Source organism: Streptomyces sp. NPDC001381 (assembly GCF_042895685.1).
GTDB lineage: Bacteria > Actinomycetota > Actinomycetes > Streptomycetales > Streptomycetaceae > Streptomyces.
In genome coordinates, this window is sequence record NZ_JBIAWO010000001.1 from 1,587,717 (window position 1) to 1,604,109 (window position 16,393).

At 72.5% G+C, this 16,393-nt stretch carries 13 protein-coding genes and 1 rRNA gene; 6 read left to right on the forward strand and 8 right to left on the reverse strand.

The genetic code is table 11. The annotated features are described in order from the left end of the window. Window positions 1-3: 3 nt before the first annotated feature. Complete coding sequence (locus ACFY2L_RS07030; RefSeq protein WP_390660261.1) at window positions 4-1,215, forward strand: winged helix-turn-helix domain-containing protein; 1,212 nt, start codon at window positions 4-6, stop codon at window positions 1,213-1,215. A 53-nt stretch (window positions 1,216-1,268) separates the two neighbouring features. Here ACFY2L_RS07030 and ACFY2L_RS07035 read toward each other — a convergent pair whose 3' ends face one another. The 7 genes from ACFY2L_RS07035 to mtnA form a co-directional block, all read right to left on the reverse strand. Next, entirely contained in the window at window positions 1,269-2,015 is a 747-nt protein-coding gene (locus ACFY2L_RS07035; RefSeq protein WP_390660262.1) for a response regulator, read from the reverse strand. 206 nt (window positions 2,016-2,221) lie between these two features. Continuing rightward, window positions 2,222-2,914, reverse strand: coding sequence for a ribosome hibernation-promoting factor, HPF/YfiA family (gene hpf / locus ACFY2L_RS07040; protein WP_390660263.1), 693 nt, complete (start codon window positions 2,912-2,914; stop codon window positions 2,222-2,224). A 313-nt stretch (window positions 2,915-3,227) separates the two neighbouring features. After that, window positions 3,228-4,193, reverse strand: coding sequence for a ComF family protein (locus ACFY2L_RS07045; RefSeq protein ID WP_390821675.1), 966 nt, complete (start codon window positions 4,191-4,193; stop codon window positions 3,228-3,230). 171 nt (window positions 4,194-4,364) lie between these two features. After that, entirely contained in the window at window positions 4,365-6,200 is a 1,836-nt protein-coding gene (locus ACFY2L_RS07050) for an LpqB family beta-propeller domain-containing protein (RefSeq protein ID WP_390660265.1), read from the reverse strand. Beyond that, window positions 6,190-8,310 carry an MtrAB system histidine kinase MtrB gene (mtrB, locus tag ACFY2L_RS07055; protein WP_390821676.1) on the reverse strand — a complete coding sequence of 707 codons (2,121 nt, stop codon included), beginning with the start codon at window positions 8,308-8,310 and terminating at the stop codon, window positions 6,190-6,192. The genes ACFY2L_RS07050 and mtrB overlap by 11 nt, the downstream gene beginning before the upstream one ends. Before the next feature lies 1 nt (window position 8,311). Next, window positions 8,312-9,001, reverse strand: a complete 690-nt coding sequence (mtrA, locus tag ACFY2L_RS07060; RefSeq protein ID WP_187283109.1) for a two-component system response regulator MtrA — start codon at window positions 8,999-9,001, stop codon at window positions 8,312-8,314. 114 nt (window positions 9,002-9,115) lie between these two features. After that, the gene (gene mtnA, locus ACFY2L_RS07065; protein ID WP_390821677.1) at window positions 9,116-10,258 is read right to left on the reverse strand and encodes an S-methyl-5-thioribose-1-phosphate isomerase; all 1,143 of its coding nucleotides are present in this window, start codon (window positions 10,256-10,258) and stop codon (window positions 9,116-9,118) included. A gap of 140 nt (window positions 10,259-10,398) precedes the next feature. Here mtnA and ACFY2L_RS07070 point away from each other — a divergent pair, with 140 nt between their 5' ends. The 5 genes from ACFY2L_RS07070 to ACFY2L_RS07090 all read left to right on the forward strand — a co-directional run bounded on the left by ACFY2L_RS07070 (window position 10,399) and on the right by ACFY2L_RS07090 (window position 16,168). Beyond that, window positions 10,399-11,796 (forward strand): glycerophosphoryl diester phosphodiesterase membrane domain-containing protein, encoded by a 1,398-nt coding sequence (locus ACFY2L_RS07070; protein ID WP_390660268.1) that lies wholly within the window; start codon window positions 10,399-10,401, stop codon window positions 11,794-11,796. Between the two features lie 124 nt (window positions 11,797-11,920). Next, window positions 11,921-12,676 (forward strand): DUF4129 domain-containing protein, encoded by a 756-nt coding sequence (locus ACFY2L_RS07075; protein WP_390821716.1) that lies wholly within the window; start codon window positions 11,921-11,923, stop codon window positions 12,674-12,676. Further along, window positions 12,673-13,869: a DUF4350 domain-containing protein gene (locus ACFY2L_RS07080; RefSeq protein WP_390821678.1), complete on the forward strand. Its 1,197-nt coding sequence runs from the start codon at window positions 12,673-12,675 to the stop codon at window positions 13,867-13,869. The genes ACFY2L_RS07075 and ACFY2L_RS07080 overlap by 4 nt, the downstream gene beginning before the upstream one ends. Then, window positions 13,869-14,858: an AAA family ATPase gene (locus tag ACFY2L_RS07085; protein WP_390660291.1), complete on the forward strand. Its 990-nt coding sequence runs from the start codon at window positions 13,869-13,871 to the stop codon at window positions 14,856-14,858. The genes ACFY2L_RS07080 and ACFY2L_RS07085 overlap by 1 nt, the downstream gene beginning before the upstream one ends. Beyond that, window positions 14,858-16,168 carry a DUF58 domain-containing protein gene (locus ACFY2L_RS07090; RefSeq protein WP_390821679.1) on the forward strand — a complete coding sequence of 437 codons (1,311 nt, stop codon included), beginning with the start codon at window positions 14,858-14,860 and terminating at the stop codon, window positions 16,166-16,168. Before ACFY2L_RS07085 ends, ACFY2L_RS07090 begins: the two co-directional genes overlap by 1 nt. 130 nt (window positions 16,169-16,298) lie before the next feature. Here the strand turns inward: ACFY2L_RS07090 and rrf are convergent. Continuing rightward, a 5S ribosomal RNA gene (gene rrf / locus ACFY2L_RS07095) occupies window positions 16,299-16,393 on the reverse strand; the annotation flags it as partial.

A 16,393-nucleotide genomic window follows, 5' to 3' on the forward strand; every position in this document is an offset into this window, starting at 1 on the left:
GCCATGACGACCCCGCGCCCCGCCACCGAGCTCTCCGCAGACGAAGCCCGCCGGATCGCCCTGCGCGCCCAGGGCCTCCTCGGCACCCCCGACCGCAAGGCCGGCGTCCGCGGAATCCTCCGCCACCTCGGCGCGGTCCAGCTCGACACCATCTCCGTCCTCGCCCGCTCCCACGAACTGATCCCCTACGCCCGCCTGGGCGCCGTGGGCCGCAGGGCGGTGGAGGACGCCTACTGGACGCCCGGCTCCGCCGACACGCCTCCGGCACGACCCCACGCCTTCGAGTACTGGTCCCACGCCGCCTGCATCCTCCCCATCGAGGAATGGCCCCACTTCGCCTTCCGCCGCCGCGCCTACCGCAACCGCCCCCACTGGAACCACGACCTCCCCGAGGGCACCTACGAGCAGGTCGTCAAACAGCTGCGTGCCGAAGGCCCCCTCACCGCCACCGAATTGGGCGGCGCGAAGAAGACCAGCGAATGGTGGGACTGGTCCGGCACCAAGGTCGCCGTGGAACGCGCCCTCATGCACGGTGAAGTGGTCTGCGTACAGCGCCGCGGCTGGAAGCGCGTCTACGACCTCGCCGAACGCGCCGTCCCCGCCGACCTGCTGCACGACGAACTGGACGACACCGAGTGCCTGCGCCGCCTGGTCCGCCTGGCCGGCCAGTCCCTCGGCGTCGGCACCCGCGCGGACATCGCCGACTACCACCGCCTCAAGGGCGACCAGGTGGACGCGGTGATCGCCGACTCGGGCCTGGTCCCGGTCACGGTCGAGGGCTGGTCCAAGCCCGCCTGGGCCGACCCGGAAGCGCTCAGCACACCCCCGCGCGGCCGCCACCGCACCACACTCCTGTCCCCCTTCGACTCCCTGATCTGGGAGCGGGCGCGCACCGAACGGATCTTCGGCTTCACCCACCGCCTGGAGGCCTACGTCCCCAAGCCCAAGCGGGTCTACGGCTACTTCGCCATGCCCGTCCTGGCCGGCGGCCGGCTCGTCGGCCGCGTGGACCCCGCCCGGGAAGGCCGCACCCTGGTGGCCCGACAGGTCACCCTGGGCAGCGCCAAGGCCGTCCCCGCGGTGGCGGAGGCCCTGGTCGAGGCGGCGAGCTGGGTGGACTGCACGGACGTACGGGTGGAACGGGTGGACGCCCCGGAGCTGCGCGATCCCCTCACCCGGGAGATCACCCGCGCCCTGGTCACCGCCCTGCGCTGACCCGGCCGACCGACATCATCCGGCGCGCCAGCCGGCCACCGGGCGCGCCGGGTTCACCGGATCTCGAGGATCTTCTCCCGCATCGCGTAGACCACCGCCTCCATCCTGGAGTGCAGCTGCAGCTTCTCCAGGATGTTGCGCACATGGTTCTTCACGGTGTTCTCGGAGATGAACAACTCCTTGGCGATGTCCCGGTTGTTCATCCCGGTGGCGACCAGCTTGAGGACCTCCAGCTCACGGTCCGTCAGCCGCGGCGCGGGCACCAGCCGGCGCTCGTCGGTCCGCTGGATCATCGACTTGAACTCGGTGAGCAGCTTCGACGCCATCGACGGGCTGATCTGCGACTGCCCGTCGGCGACCGCGCGGATCGCGGTGGCGACCTCGTCCGTCGAGATCTCCTTGAGGAGATAGCCGGTCGCGCCCGCCTTGATCGCGTCGTAGAGGTCGGCCTCCTCGTCGCTGATCGTCAGCATGATGATCTTCGCGCTGGGGGCGACCTCCTTGATGGAGGTGCACGCCTCGATACCGCCGCGCTTGGGCATCCGCACATCCATCAGCACGATGTCCGGCAGCAGGTCGGCCGCCTTGTCCACGGCCTCCGCGCCGTCCCCGGCCTCACCGACGACCTGGATGTCCTCCTCGGCCGCGAGCACGATCTCCAGTCCCCGGCGGAACAGGGCGTGGTCGTCCACGACAAGGACTCTGATCGGCTCCTTGCGTGAGGTGCCCGCGTCCGGGCCCATGCCGACGACGCCGCCGTCGGCATCCTCGTCCCGCATCGGTCCGAAGCTGTCCGCCATCGTTCCTCCCCCTGCAGGCTGTGGCCGTGGTCCTGAGCCATCGCCAACCCAAGGCAACGGCCCACCGATTGGGCCGCCCCGGCCATGATTCCATGCTCGGACGACAACACGGTGACAGAGCGACGCCCCAGGGGGTCGCACACGGGTGCCCCTGGGGGCGCACACCGCGCTCCAGGGGCACACCGCTCAGCTGTCACCGGGCCGGGTCACCCACCCAGCGCGCCACCCGCCTCGGGGGAGTGCGCCTGGGCGACCATCGGGTCCGTGTCGAGATGGATCACGCCGTAGTCGTAGGCGTGGCGCCGGTACACGACGCTCGGCTGCTTGGTCTCGGAGTCGACGAACAGATAGAAGTCGTGGCCGACCAGTTCCATCTCGTAGAGGGCCTGGTCGAGAGTCATCGGAGCGGCGACGTGGGTCTTCTCGCGGACCACGAGGGGGCCGTCACCCTGCACCTCCAGCGAACCGATCTTCTTGGTCGGCACGCTGTCCGACGCTTCGGCGGAAACGGGGTGTCCGTTGCCGTTGAGCGTCGCCACGCCCGGGACGTGGTCGGGAACCTCCGCCGCGCTGAGCCGGCGTGCGCCGCGGCGCGTGTAACGCTTGTCGTGCTGCTTGCGCAGCTGGGCGTCCAGCTTCTCCGCCGCCAGATCGAGTGCCGCATACGGGTCGCTGGCCGCTGCCTCCGCCCGGATCACAGGGCCACGGGAGCGGAGCGTGATCTCCACCCGGTCGCACCGGTCGGCCTGTCGGGGGTTGGGCTCCTTGGACACCTCGACGTCGAGGCTGATCACCTTGCCGTCGAGCTTCTGGATCTTCTCCAGCTTCAGCTTCTCGGCCACGTGCTTGCGGAACCGCTCGGGCACCTCGGTCTTGCGGCCCTTGACGACGATGTCCACGCAGAACTCCGTTCCCGGATCACTCCGCCTCAGTGCGGAGCGTCTCCCTTTTGCACCAGGTCCCGGTGAGCTCCGGAACCTCGGACTCGGTGACTTCCACCTCCTCCTCCCCCATCGGCGAGATCTACACCCCAGGTGCCGCGGATGATTACCGAAACCGCAGCACGGCATTCGGATATGAGAGGTGTGGCCTGCGGCTTTCCCTCACAACCGAACATATCTCGCCCGGACGGATGTCGTCACCCTCTACTGCGGCGTACCTCCGTTCAGGTGAATTGACCCTGTCATTACCTGCAACGACCCAAGTTCGCAGTCAGTTCCGGTTTATTACGAAGGAATCCGGAGGCGCCGCGACCACGGCCGCGCAGAGCACCTCCCCGCCACGACCCACGCCCGCACCTCCCTTCCTCGCCCGGGACGGCCGTACCTCTCTGCCTTCCCGACTGAGACCCTCGTACACGGCCGACACGCCGGAACCCTCCCCGGCCGCCCCGGACAGCCCCTCCACCCACCCGCGCTCCCCCGCCGCGCCGACGCGCCGGCACGCGCGCCCCTGGCGCCCCGCCCGCCCCGCCCGCCCCGCCGCCGTGGCCGCCCGCACCGCACGCGCCGCCTCCGCGAGCGAGGCACCCGTCGTCACCAGGTCGTCGACGAGCACCACCGGACCACGGCACAACAACCGCCCGGCGCCGGGCACCACCGCCAGCGCCCCCACCAGGTTGTCCAGCCGCTCACGCGAGGTGAGCCCCGCCTGATCGGCCACCGCCCGCCGCTGCCGCAGCACCGCCGCCACCCGCACCCGCACCCCGGCCCGCCGCAGCTCACCGGCGGCGGCGAACGCGATACGCCGCGCGGGATCATGGCCACGAGCGCGGGTGGCGGCGGGGGCGGAGGGGACGGGGACGAGCAGGATGGGGGGCGGGGGCGGGGGCGGTGGTGCGTTTCCGGGGGGTGGGGGCCCCTCCCCCTCCCCCACCCACCCCAACCCCACCCGCACCGCCCCCGCCAACGCCGCCCCCAACGGTCGCGTCAACGCCAGCCCGCCGCGTTCCTTGTGTGCCAGCAGCACGGCCCGTACCTCGTCCGCGTACCGTGCCGCCGCGTGGACGGCGGGCAGCCCGGCCGGCTCGGGCAGCGGACGCACCCGGCGCGGCGGGTGTCCGTCGAGTGCGGCACGGCACCGCGGGCAGAGCACCGTGCGGCCCCGTCCGCAGCCCGCGCACTCGGTCGGCAGCACCAGGCCGGCGAGTTCCTGCCACCAGTTGCGAACGCCTTCCACGTGCACCACTGTGCCGGGAGGCGAACGGGTCGGCCACCCCTGTGGAAAACCCTGCGGAGCGGCCTGTGGAAAACCCGCTGGTAAGTTCTGCCGAAGGGTGAGCCGGGCGGGAAAGGAAGCAGCCCGGCCGGATAAATCAGTTGAGCGCCCCGGTCTGGGCCATTGGAAGGATCACCCCGGATAAAAGGCGGCCGAGGCGGTTTCCTTCAGGGTTCGCCAGCCGCTCCCCCCGGGCAGCCACAGCAACCCTTCCTTGGAGGTCGCGAAGAGGGGGGCCTCGCTGTCCTCGGAGGCGGCGATGCTGGTGACCTCCGTGAGGCCGGGCAGGGTCCCGGACTCGGGGATCGAGCCGTCGCACTGCACGTACTGCACCTGTTCGACCCCGCCGGACTCCTGCCCGACCACCACGAGCCGGCTGTCCCCGGCCCAGGACACGGCCGTGACCTGCTCCAACTCGGGCGTCGCGGAGCGCAGTTCCTGCACGGACACGGACGGCTGGTCCCCGCTGCCCGCGGAGCGTTCGATCCGCCCGATGAGCAGGGACTGCTTGTCGTCCTTGTCGACGACGAGCGCGATCCGCACCCCGTCGGCGGCGACCCGTACGGCGTTGATACGGCCGTCGAGTCGCGGTGTGAGCACCTCGACGGGCTGTCCCCCGCCCTTCTGCAGCAGGAGCAGCCGGGGGTCGGCGGTGTTGCGGTCGGCCACCCACAGGTCGCCCTGGGCGTCCCAGGCGGGGGTGGTGAGCCGGTCGTCCTCGGTCTTGCCCGCGCTGGTCAGGACGGGTTCGCCGAGGGAGCCGCTGGGCACGGTGGAGGTGACGTAGAGGGCCTTGCCGTCGAGGGAGACTCCGGCGGCGCTGTGCTCGTCGCGGGCCACGGCCACCGAGCGGACGGGTTTGGTGCCGTCGCCGAACGCGCCGGGGACGGGGTCGGCCTTGGCGTTGCCGCCCACGCTGCCGGCCATCCGGAAGAGCTGGTGGTGGCCGTCGATGAAGTAGAGGTAGTCGGGGTGGGTCTCGCTGCCGCGCGCGGCGACGGCCGCGGCTTTTTCCTCGCTGAGGGAGCACAGCTGCCGGCCGCCCGCCCGCAGGGCGATCTCGTCGACGGTGGGGTTGAGGCTCTGCAGGGTGAAGAGCAGCTGGGCGGCCATCTCGTCGCACTTGCTCTGCCCGATGTGGGCCGCCTTGTCGTTGAGCGGCACGGTGAGCTTGTTCTGGTCGTCGGGCGTGAGCGCGGTGGTGCCCTTCTTCAGCGCCGTGCCGGTGGGGAAGCTGGAGCGGACGACGGGGCGCAGCCAGCTGGTGGGTCCGTTGAGGAGGGAGCGGACCATCTGGGTCATGGCGTCGACGCGTTCGCGTACGTAGACGGGGTCGGCGACCGCCATGGGCTGTCCTGAGGTGGCGGAGGTGGTGTTGGAGGCGAAGTAGTACTTGTTGACGGACATGAAGTTGCGCTGGAAGTCCGATTTGCCCATGACGACGCCTTGGGGGAGCGCGTCGATGCGCCACTGTTCGGTCTTCTTGTCGCGTGTGAGGTGGACCGTCTGGTTGTAGCCGCCGGAGGCGGGGGCGTACGACTGCTGGGCGTCGACGGTGGCGACCTTGGTGCCGGTCAGGGTGAACGAGTAGTCGTCGCTCTCCTCGCGGCCGCCCGACCGGTCCGCTTCGGCGCCGGGGCCGTCGGCCAGGACGGTGGTGGACCGTTCCGGTTGCCAGTTCTGGGCGGCCTTGGTGGTCAGGTACTGCCGTGCCGTGGAGTAGCTGGGGTCGTCGCTGGTCAGTGCTTCGAGGAAGCCCTGGACGATTTCGGAGGGCGGTGCGTCGTCGCGGGGCGGCATGGCGAAGACCCGTACCTGGGTGTCCTGGCGGGGTGTGGATTCGACGCCGCGGAGGTCGCCGCTGTCGGGCATGGAGGCGCATCCGGCCAGCAGTACGACGCCACAGGCGGCGTACGCCGCCGCGCGCGCCGGCGTGCGCCGGGCGCCCCCCTCGCGGTCAGCGGCCACGGAATGTCTCCCCTTGTTCGTCCGGGCCCTGCGGTCCGGCGTCCGGCCGGTCCGGGGCGTCCCTGTGTGCCGTGTCGCGGTGGGCCGTGTCGCCCCGTCCCGTGTCGGTGCGTTCCGGGGTGGTGTCACGGGCCGGTTCGTCCGGGCGGCGGGGGCCCGAGGCGGGCCGGGGCACCACGCGGGCGCCGTTGCCGGGCAGTGCGGTCGGGTCGGCCGTGGGGGCCACGGTGGCCATGCGGGGGGTGAGCGGGGCTCGTGCGGGCGAGAGCTGTTCTCCGGCCGTCTGTACGGGCACGGTGGCGCTCTTCTCGCCGTTCCGGCCGGCCTGGGCGGGGTCGTCGAGTCCGCGGTTGCGCCGGGAGTCCTTAGGTTCCAGGGGGATCGGCGAGCCTCGCAGCGGTTCGTCGGCGGTGCGGGGCAGGGTGAGGCGGAACTGTGAGCCGCCGCCGGGTTCGCCCCAGGCCTGCAGCCAGCCGCCGTGCAGCCGTGCGTCCTCCAGGGCGATGGACAGGCCGAGGCCGGTGCCGCCGGTGGTACGCGCGCGTGCCGGGTCGGCGCGCCAGAAGCGGCTGAAGACGCGGGTGGCCTCGCCGGGCTTGAGTCCGACGCCGTAGTCGCGTACGGCGACCGCGACGGCGCCGCCCGCGGCGGCCAGTTTGACGACGACGTCCTTGCCCTCGCCGTGTTCCACGGCGTTGACGACGAGGTTGCGCAGTACGCGCTCGACGCGCCGGGCGTCGGCTTCGGCGACGACGGGCTGCTGGTCGCCGAGCACGCGTATGGTCGTGCCCTTGCGGTCGGCGAGGGGCGCGGCCCCGCTGACGACGCGGCGTACGACCTCGCGCAGGTCGATGGGCTCGGCCTCCAGTGCGGCGGCGCCGGCGTCGAAGCGGCTGATCTCCAGCAGGTCGGCGAGCAGCGACTCGAACCGGTCGAGCTGGTCGGCGAGGAGTTCCGCGGACCGGGCGGTGACGGGGTCGAAGTCCTCGCGTGCCTCGTGGATGACGTCGGCGGCCATCCGCACGGTGGTCAACGGCGTCCGCAGTTCGTGCGAGACATCGGAGACGAACCGCCGCTGCATCCGTGACAGGTCCTCCAGTTGCTGGATCTTCAGCTGGAGGTTCTGGGCCATCTTGTTGAAGGCCTCGCCGAGTCGTGCGATGTCGTCCTCGCCGGTGACCTTCATCCGTTCCTGCAGCCGCCCCGCGGACAGCCGCTCGGCGATTCCGGCGGCCATCCGTACGGGGGTGACGACCTGCCGTACGACGAGCCAGGCGATCGCGCCGAGGAGTACGACGACGAAGAGCCCCGCGGTCGCGAGGGTGCCCTTGACGAGGCTGAGCGACTTCTCCTCCTGGGTGAGCGGGAAGAGGTAGTACAGCTCGTAGGGGTCGCCGTTGGGGTCGTTGAGCTGTTTGCCGATGACGAGGGCCGGCTGGGACTCCTTGTCGTTGCTGTACAGGATGCGGGAGTAGCTCTGGGCGGCCGTGGGGTTGGTGTTGACGCGTGCGCGCAGGGCCTCGGGGACGCTCTTGTTGGGGTCGACGTAGCCGGATGCGCGGGGTCCGCGTCCGCCGCCGCTGTCGTCGCCCGGGGGCAGGGTGACCACGTCGAAGGCGCCCTGGCCGCCGCTGGACAGCGACGACACGAGTTCGCTCATCCATTCGATGACGTTCTGGGAGGAGCGGCCGTCGACCGCGGTCCCGGCGTCGGCTCCGGCGCCCGCGGCTTCGTCGGCCTTCTGTTTGGCGACGGCGAATCCGCCGGTGGCCTGGCTCTGGGAGGCCTTGACCTTGGCGTCGAGCAGTCCGTTGCGCACCTGTCCGATGACGACGAAGCCCAGCAGCAGGACGACGCCCAGCGACATCAGCAGGGTGGTGACGACGACCTTGAGCTGGATGTTGCGCCGCCACAGCCGCATGACGGGCAGCAGCGGCCGGCGCACCCAGCGCAGCAGCAGCCGCAGGACGGGGCTGCCCTGCATGCCGCCCTGCAGCAGTCCGCCCTCGAGAAGGCGTCCGAAACGTGAACCCGTCGTCCTGCGGCCGACAGGCCGCTCCGACCGGGCCCCGGACCGGCCGGGGGCCGAAGCGGCACCGTGCCCGAACATGTCAGCTCGGCCCGGCCTTGTAACCGACGCCACGGACGGTCACCACGATCTCCGGCCGCTCCGGGTCCTTCTCGACCTTGGAGCGCAGCCGCTGGACGTGCACGTTGACCAGGCGGGTGTCGGCGGCGTGCCGGTAGCCCCACACCTGTTCGAGCAGCACCTCGCGCGTGAACACCTGCCACGGCTTGCGCGCCAGCGCGACCAGCAGGTCGAACTCCAGCGGCGTCAGCGCGATGGACTGGCCGTCCCGCTTCACGGAGTGCCCGGCCACGTCGATGACGAGGTCGCCGATGGCGAGCTGCTCCGGCGCCGGCTCCTCCGACCTGCGCAGCCGCGCCCGGATGCGGGCGACGAGCTCCTTCGGCTTGAACGGCTTCACGATGTAGTCGTCGGCGCCGGACTCCAGCCCGACGACCACGTCGACGGTGTCGCTCTTCGCCGTGAGCATCACGATCGGCACCCCGGACTCCGCCCGGATCAGACGGCACACCTCGATGCCGTCCCGCCCGGGCAGCATCAGGTCCAGCAGCACCAGGTCGGGTTTCGCCTCCCGGAAAGCGGCCAGCGCCTTGTCGCCGTCGGCTACGAAAGACGGCTCAAAACCTTCACCACGCAGCACAATGCCGAGCATCTCGGCCAGTGCGGTGTCGTCGTCGACGACAAGGACTCGTCCCTTCATAAACGACATCATCCCATTCTCATAACAGTGAAGGTGGCGCAGGTGAGCAGGGTCACCGGCCAGTGACCCTAGTCGTAGGTGGCCGTCACTGTCTGCCCTCAGCGGCAGACAGTGATCTCGACGGGCTCAGGCACTCGCCCCGGAGCGCGCCCGCGCGCACAATTCGGCCAGTCCCTCGGCCGTCACCGGTGACACGGCGCCCTCCTCGGTCACGATCGCCGTCACCAGTTCCGGCGGGGTCACGTCGAACGCCGGGTTGTACGCCGTGGTCCCCAGGGGCGCCACCGGAATGCCGCCGCCCGCTCCCGTCACCGGTGCCTGCGGTGCCGCCACCTCGGTCACCTCGAAGCCGGCGCGCTGTTCGACCTCGATCGACGCCCCGTTCGGTGTGTCCGGATCCACCGTCGTCACCGGGGCGACCACGATGAACGGCACATGGTGGTACCGCGCCAGCACCGCGAGCGGATAGCTCCCCACCTTGTTCGCCACCGAACCGTCGGCCGCGATCCGGTCCGCCCCGATCAGCACGGCGTCCACCTCTCCCGCCGAGAACAGCGAGCCCGCCGCGTTGTCCGTCAGCAGGGTGTACGCCATGCCGCTGCGGGCCGCCTCGTACGCCGTCAGGCGGGCACCCTGCAGCAGCGGACGCGTCTCGTCCACCCACAGCCGCCGAAGCCGCCCCACCCGGTGCGCGGCCAGTGCCACGGCGAACGCCGTGCCCTCCCCGCCGGACACCAGCGAGCCGGTGTTGCAGTGGGTGAGGATCCGGTGCCCGCCGCCGGGCAGCAGCTCGTCGAGGAGCGCCAGCCCGTGCCCGGCCATCCGGGCGCTGGCCTCGGCGTCCTCCCGGTGCAGCTGCCGCGCCGCGGCCAGCGCGGCCAGCGCGCTCTGCGCCGGATCACCTCCCCTGGCCAGCTCCGCCCGGTACGCGGAGCGAGCCCGCCCCACACCGACGGACAGGTTCACCGCGGTGGGCCGTGCCCCGGCCAGCGCGGTGGCCGCCTCGTCCACGTCGAACCCGCGCGCGGCGGCGAGGGCGACGCCGTACGCCCCCGCGATGCCGAGCAGCGGCGCTCCGCGCACCGCGAGCGAACGGATCGCCTCCACCAGCGCCGACGCGTCCGTACAGACCAGTTCGACCTCCTCGGCCGGCAGCCTCGTCTGGTCCAGAAGCACGAGCACAGGGCCTTCGGGTGGCTCCTCCCAACGGATCACCGGTATCTCGGCCGGTCGCTTGTCCTCACCGGATTGCGCGTACTGATCAGCCATGCGGTCAGTCTGCCCGTTGTCCGGCCGACAATTGAAGGTGTGCAGCCCCTACCGCGGCCGGTCTCCCCAAGACCGCCCCATGGCACGATGGCTGCCAACCTGCCGCCGCGACCGCGGACGGGCACCGTGAAGGAGCGACGATGAAAGACACTCCGGGCTGGGCCTCGCCCGGATCCGCCCCGTCCGACGGACAGGAGCCCGGCGCGTCCGACCCCGCCGACCGGCCCGCCGAGCCGCAGCCCGCGAACCAGCCGGACGCGCCTCCGCCGAGCCCCGGCACGAAGTGGTCCGAGGAGCAGCCGCCGCCCGGCCAGTGGTCGGCGCCCGCAGGCCCCCGGAACCCGGCCCAGACCCCGCCGCCCCCGCCGCCCGGCCCGGGCTGGGGCGGCCCTCCGGCGCCCGGGCCCGGCGCCGGATACGGCGGCGCTCCCCCCGGCCACCCCGGCTACGGCGGCCAGCCGGGACAGGGCGCCTACCCGGGCCCGGGCGGCTACCCCGGCTATGGCGGGCATCCCGGCTGGGGCAACGGCTGGGGCGGCCCCCCGCCCGCCGCGAAGCCCGGTGTGATCCCGCTGCGCCCGCTCGGCGTGGGCGAGATCCTCGACGGCGCGGTCGCCACCATGCGCACCTACTGGCGCACGGTCCTGGGTATCTCCCTGACCGTCGCGATCGTCACCGAGATCGTCGTCGTCCTGCTGCAGGGCCTGGTCCTGGACAACACCACGGACACCTCCGCCCTCAGCGACCCGAACGCCACCGCCGACGAGCAGACCCGAGCCATGGGCGATCTCCTGCTCAACTCCGGCGTCGTCCTCCTGATCACCCTGATCGGCACCATCTTCGCGACCGCCCTGCTCACGGCCGTCACCAGCCGCGCCGTCCTCGGCAAGCCGGTCAGCCTCGGGGACGCCTGGCGCGACGCCCGTCCTCAGGTGCCCAGGCTGTTCGGCCTGATCTTCCTGCTGCTGCTCATCGCGGGGGCCGTGGGCGCCGCGGGCGCGCTGCCCGGCGTCCTCGTGAGCGTGGCCGGGGCGGGAGCGGCGGGGGCCGCGCTCTCCGTGCTGGGCAGCCTCGGCGCCGCCTTCGTCGCCCTGTGGCTGCTGGTCCGCTTCTCCCTCGCCTCGCCCGCACTGATGCTGGAGAAGCAGGGCATCACCAAGGCGATGCGCCGTTCCGTGAAGCTCGTCCGCGGCTCCTGGTGGCGGGTCTTCGGCATCCAGCTGCTCGCCATGATCATCGCCAACATCGTCGCGACGATCATCGTCGTCCCCTTCGCCCTCGCGGGCGCGGCGTTGAGCGACAGCGGCATCAGCGGTCTCGCCGACGGCACCGGCGGCACCGGCTGGACCTACCTGATCGTCACCGGCATCGGCTCGGTGATCGGCTCCATGATCACGTTCCCCATCTCGGCCGGAGTCGTCGCACTCCTCTACATCGACCAGCGCATCCGCCGCGAGGCCCTCGACCTCGATCTGGCCCGCGCCGCGGGCGTGCAGGGCTACGGCGCCCCCGGACCTGGCACCACCCCGGGGAGCTGATGCGGTGAGCCTGACGGGGGGAGTCCTCACCGCACCGCCACTCCCGGGCGGCACCACCCCACCTGTGCCGCCCGGCTCGGCCGACACAGCCCCTTCGGCACTCTTCCGCGCCGTCGGCCCGGCCCTGGACGTCTGGTCGCACACCCGCCGCGCCGCCGTCCACGCCCTGCAGCGGGCCACCGACGGCTCCCTGCTCTCGACGGCCCGCGCCGACGATGAACCGCCGCTGACCATCCCCCGCGACCCCGCGCGGGAGGCCGCCCGGCGTGAACTGTCCAAGCGCCTGTACCACGAGAACGACCCCAGCCTCCTCCAGCGCGCCCTGGACACCCTCTGGGGCTGGATCGGCGACCTGTTCGACAGCGCGTCCGCCGCGACGCCCGGCGGCGCACTCGGCGTGCTGGTGGTCCTCACGGCCGTCGTGGCCGTCGTGGGCGCCCTGTGGTGGCGCCTGGGCACCCCCCGCCGCCACCCCGCCTCCGCCGCCACCCTGTTCGACGACCGGCCCCGCAACGCCGCCGAACACCGCGCGGCCGCCGCGGCACACGCCGCCCAGGGCCACTGGAACCAGGCCGTCCAGGAACGCATGCGCGCCATCGTCCGCTCCCTCGAGGAACGCGCCCTCCTCGACGCCCGCCCGGGCCGCACCGCCGACGAGGCAGCCGCGGAAGCCGGCCGCACCCTGCCCTCCCACGCCGACCGCCTGCGCGCCGCCGCCCGCGAGTTCGACGACGTGACATACGGCGGCCGCAGCGCGACCGAGCAGGCGTACCACCGCATCGCCGACCTCGACCTGGACCTGGAACGCACCAAGCCCCGCCTCACCGCGACCAGCACCCCCGAACCGGCCCCCACCAGCCGCCGGGGAGCCGCCGAATGACCACCGAGGCCACCCTCCCGTCCACCTCGGTCTCGCCCACCGCCCGCCATCTGTGGACCCGCGCGCGTGGACTCGCTCTCGCCTTCACGCTCCTCCTGGCAGCTGCCGTCGCGCTGGCCACCCTCCAGTCCGACGCCCGGCACGGCACCCTCGACCCACGCTCCGCCGACCCCCACGGCAGCCGAGCCGTCGCCGAACTCCTCGCCGACCGCGGTGTGTCCACCCGCGTCGTCACCACCCTCGCCGAGGCCCGCACCGCCACAGGCCCCGACACCACCCTCCTGGTCGCCTCCCCCGACCTCCTGACGGCACGACAGCAGGAGGAACTGCACTCCGCCACCGCCGACTCCGGCGGCCGCACCGTCCTCGTCGCCCCCGGCGTCTGGTCCGTGAGCACCCTCGCCCCCGGTGTCACCGCAGAACCGGCCACCAGCGAAGGCTCCGCCCTCGCCCCCGGCTGCGACCTGCCCGCCGCCCGACGCGCCGGCACCGCGGAAACCGGCGGCGTCCGCTACACCACCAGCCACGCCGACGCCGACGAGTGCTACCCCAGCCGGCGCCTGGCCACCCTGCTGCGCATCCCGGACACCTCCGGAGACGGCGACACCGTCGTCCTCGGCGCGCCCGACCTCCTCTACAACACCCGGCTCGACCAGCAGGGCAACGCCTCGCTCGCCCTCCAACTCCTCGGCTCCCGACCCCATCTGACCTGGTACCTCCCCTCGCTCTCCGACACCACCGCCACCGACCCGGACGACCGGCAGGGCTTCTTCGACCTGCTGCCCTCCGGCTGGCTCTGGGGCACACTGCAGCTCTTCGTCGCGGCAGCGCTCGCCGCCCTCTGGCGGGCACGCCGACTCGGCCCGCTCGTCCCCGAAAGACTCCCCGTGGCGATCCGCGCCTCCGAAACCGTCGAAGGCCGCGCCCGCCTCTACCGCAAGGCAGACGCCCGCGACCGCGCGGCCGCCGCTCTTCGCTCCACCACCCGCACCCGCCTCGCCCCTCTCGTAGGCGTCCCCGTCGCCCAGGCACACGCGCCCGAAGCACTCGTCCCCGCCCTGTCCGCACACCTCCGCGGCGACGGACAGCCCCTGCACTCCCTTCTCTTCGGCCCGCCGCCCAGCGACGACACCGCCCTCATCGCACTCGCCGACCAACTCGACGCCCTCGAAAGAGAGGTACGCCGTCCATGATGGACCCGACCACCGACAACGCCGGGAACACCGGGGACCCGGGCCGCGCCCGCGCCTCCCTGGAGGCCCTGCGCGCCGAGATCTCCAAGGCCGTGGTCGGCCAGGACCCCGCCGTGACCGGCCTCGTCGTCGCCCTCCTCTGCCGCGGACACGTTCTCCTTGAAGGAGTCCCCGGAGTGGCCAAAACGTTGCTCGTACGCGCCCTCGCCTCCGCACTCGAACTCGACACCAAACGGGTCCAGTTCACCCCCGACCTCATGCCGAGCGACGTCACCGGCTCCCTCGTCTACGACGCCCGCACCGCCGAGTTCTCCTTCCAGCCGGGCCCGGTCTTCACCAACCTCCTCCTCGCCGACGAGATCAACCGCACCCCGCCCAAGACCCAGTCCTCCCTCCTCGAAGCGATGGAGGAGCGCCAGGTCACCGTCGACGGGACCCCACGCCCGCTCCCCGACCCGTTCCTCGTCGCCGCGACCCAGAACCCCGTCGAGTACGAGGGCACCTACCCCCTCCCCGAAGCCCAACTGGACCGCTTCCTGCTCAAACTGACGATCCCTCTGCCCTCCCGTCAGGAGGAGATCGACGTCCTCACCCGCCACGCCGAAGGCTTCGACCCCCGCGACCTCCAGGCCGCAGGCGTACGCCCCGTAGCGGGCCCCGCCGACCTCGAAGCAGCCCGCGCAGCCGTCGCCAAGACCGCCGTCTCCCCCGAGATCACGGCCTACGTCGTCGACATCTGCCGCGCCACCCGCGAATCCCCCTCCCTCACCCTGGGCGTCTCCCCGCGCGGCGCGACGGCGCTCCTCGCCACGTCCCGCGCCTGGGCATGGCTGACCGGCCGCGACTACGTCATCCCCGACGACGTCAAAGCCCTCGCCCTGCCCACCCTCCGCCACCGCGTCCAACTCCGCCCGGAGGCCGAAATGGAAGGCGTGACGGCCGACTCCGTCATCAACGCGATCCTGACCCACGTCCCCGTCCCCCGCTGATGGCACTCACCGGACGCGCCGCCCTCCTCGCGGCCCTCGGCGCCCTCCCCGTCGGCATCTGGGAACCCGGCTGGACGGGCATCCTCGCCGTCAACGCCCCCCTGGCCCTGGCCTGCGCCTGCGACTACGCCCTGGCAGCCCCCGTACGCCGCCTGCGCCTGACCCGCTCCGGCGCCACCACCGCACGCCTCGGCGAAACCGCAGACGTCACCCTCACCCTCACCAACCCCTCCCGCCGCCCCCTGCGCGCCCAGCTCCGCGACGCATGGCCTCCGAGCAGCTGGCAGCCCGGCACGGAAACCGAGGCCTCCCGCCACCGCCTGACCGTCCCCGCCGGCGAACGCCGTCGCGTCACGACCCGTCTGCGCCCCACCCGCCGCGGCGACCGCCGGGCCGACCGCGTCACCGTCCGCTCCTACGGCCCCCTCGGCCTCCTCTCCCGCCAGGGCACCCACCGGGTCCCCTGGACGGTACGCGTCCTGCCCCCCTTCACCAGCCGCAAGCACCTGCCCGCCAAACTGGCCCGCCTCCGCGAACTCGACGGCCGCACCAGCGTCCTGACCCGCGGCGAGGGCACCGAGTTCGACAGCCTGCGCGCCTACGTCCCCGGGGACGACACCCGCTCCATCGACTGGCGCGCAACCGCCCGCCACTCCACGGTCGCGGTCCGCACCTGGCGCCCCGAACGCGACCGCCACATCCTCCTGGTCCTCGACACCGGCCGCACCTCCGCAGGCCGTGTCGGCGACGCCCCCCGCCTCGACGCCGCCCTGGACGCGGCCCTGCTCCTGGCCGCCCTCGCATCCCGCGCCGGCGACCGCGTCGACCTCCTCGCATACGACCGCCGGGTACGCGCCCTGGTCCAGGGCCGCACGGCCCGCGACGTCCTGCCCTCCCTGGTCAACGCCATGGCCACCCTGGAACCCGAACTGGTCGAGACGGACGCCCGCACCCTCGCCGCGACGGCGCTGCGCACCGCCCCCCGCCACTCCCTGATCGTCCTGCTGACCACCCTCGACACGGCCCCGGTCGAGGAAGGCCTCCTCCCCGTCCTGCCGCAGCTCACCCAACGCCACACCGTCCTGGTGGCCTCGGTCGCCGACCCCCACATCGCCGGCATGGCCACCTCCCGCGGCACCACCGAAGCCGTCTACGACGCCGCAGCCGCCGCCCAGGCCCAGGCGGAACGCCATCGCACCGCCGACAGGCTCCGGCGGCACGGAGTCACGGTGGTGGACGCCCTCCCCGACGAACTCGCCCCCGCCCTCGCGGACGCCTACCTGGCTCTGAAGACAGCGGGACGTCTGTGACCACGCGAAACGGGCTCTCTCGTGAGAGCCCGCAAATCCCCGGCGCCGCTTCCACATACCGGGCCTTAAACAAGGCCTTGAACGCAGAAAACCCCCGCACCATACGGTGCGGGGGTTCCCCGGAATGATTGTTCGGCGGTGTCCTACTCTCCCACAGGGTCCCCCCTGCAGTACCATCGGCGCTGTAAGGCTTAGCTTCCGGGTTCGGAATGTAACCGGGCGTTT

Coding starts and splice junctions, on each gene's coding strand:
- ACFY2L_RS07080 (WP_390821678.1), top strand. CDS start 12,673: ATGACCACCGAGGCCACCCTCCCGTCCACCTCGGTCTCGCCCACCGCC.
- ACFY2L_RS07070 (WP_390660268.1), top strand. CDS start 10,399: ATGAAAGACACTCCGGGCTGGGCCTCGCCCGGATCCGCCCCGTCCGAC.
- ACFY2L_RS07030 (WP_390660261.1), top strand. CDS start 4: ATGACGACCCCGCGCCCCGCCACCGAGCTCTCCGCAGACGAAGCCCGC.
- mtnA (WP_390821677.1), bottom strand. CDS start 10,258: ATGGCTGATCAGTACGCGCAATCCGGTGAGGACAAGCGACCGGCCGAG.
- mtrB (WP_390821676.1), bottom strand. CDS start 8,310: ATGTTCGGGCACGGTGCCGCTTCGGCCCCCGGCCGGTCCGGGGCCCGG.
- ACFY2L_RS07035 (WP_390660262.1), bottom strand. CDS start 2,015: ATGGCGGACAGCTTCGGACCGATGCGGGACGAGGATGCCGACGGCGGC.
- ACFY2L_RS07090 (WP_390821679.1), top strand. CDS start 14,858: ATGGCACTCACCGGACGCGCCGCCCTCCTCGCGGCCCTCGGCGCCCTC.
- mtrA (WP_187283109.1), bottom strand. CDS start 9,001: ATGATGTCGTTTATGAAGGGACGAGTCCTTGTCGTCGACGACGACACC.
- ACFY2L_RS07085 (WP_390660291.1), top strand. CDS start 13,869: ATGGACCCGACCACCGACAACGCCGGGAACACCGGGGACCCGGGCCGC.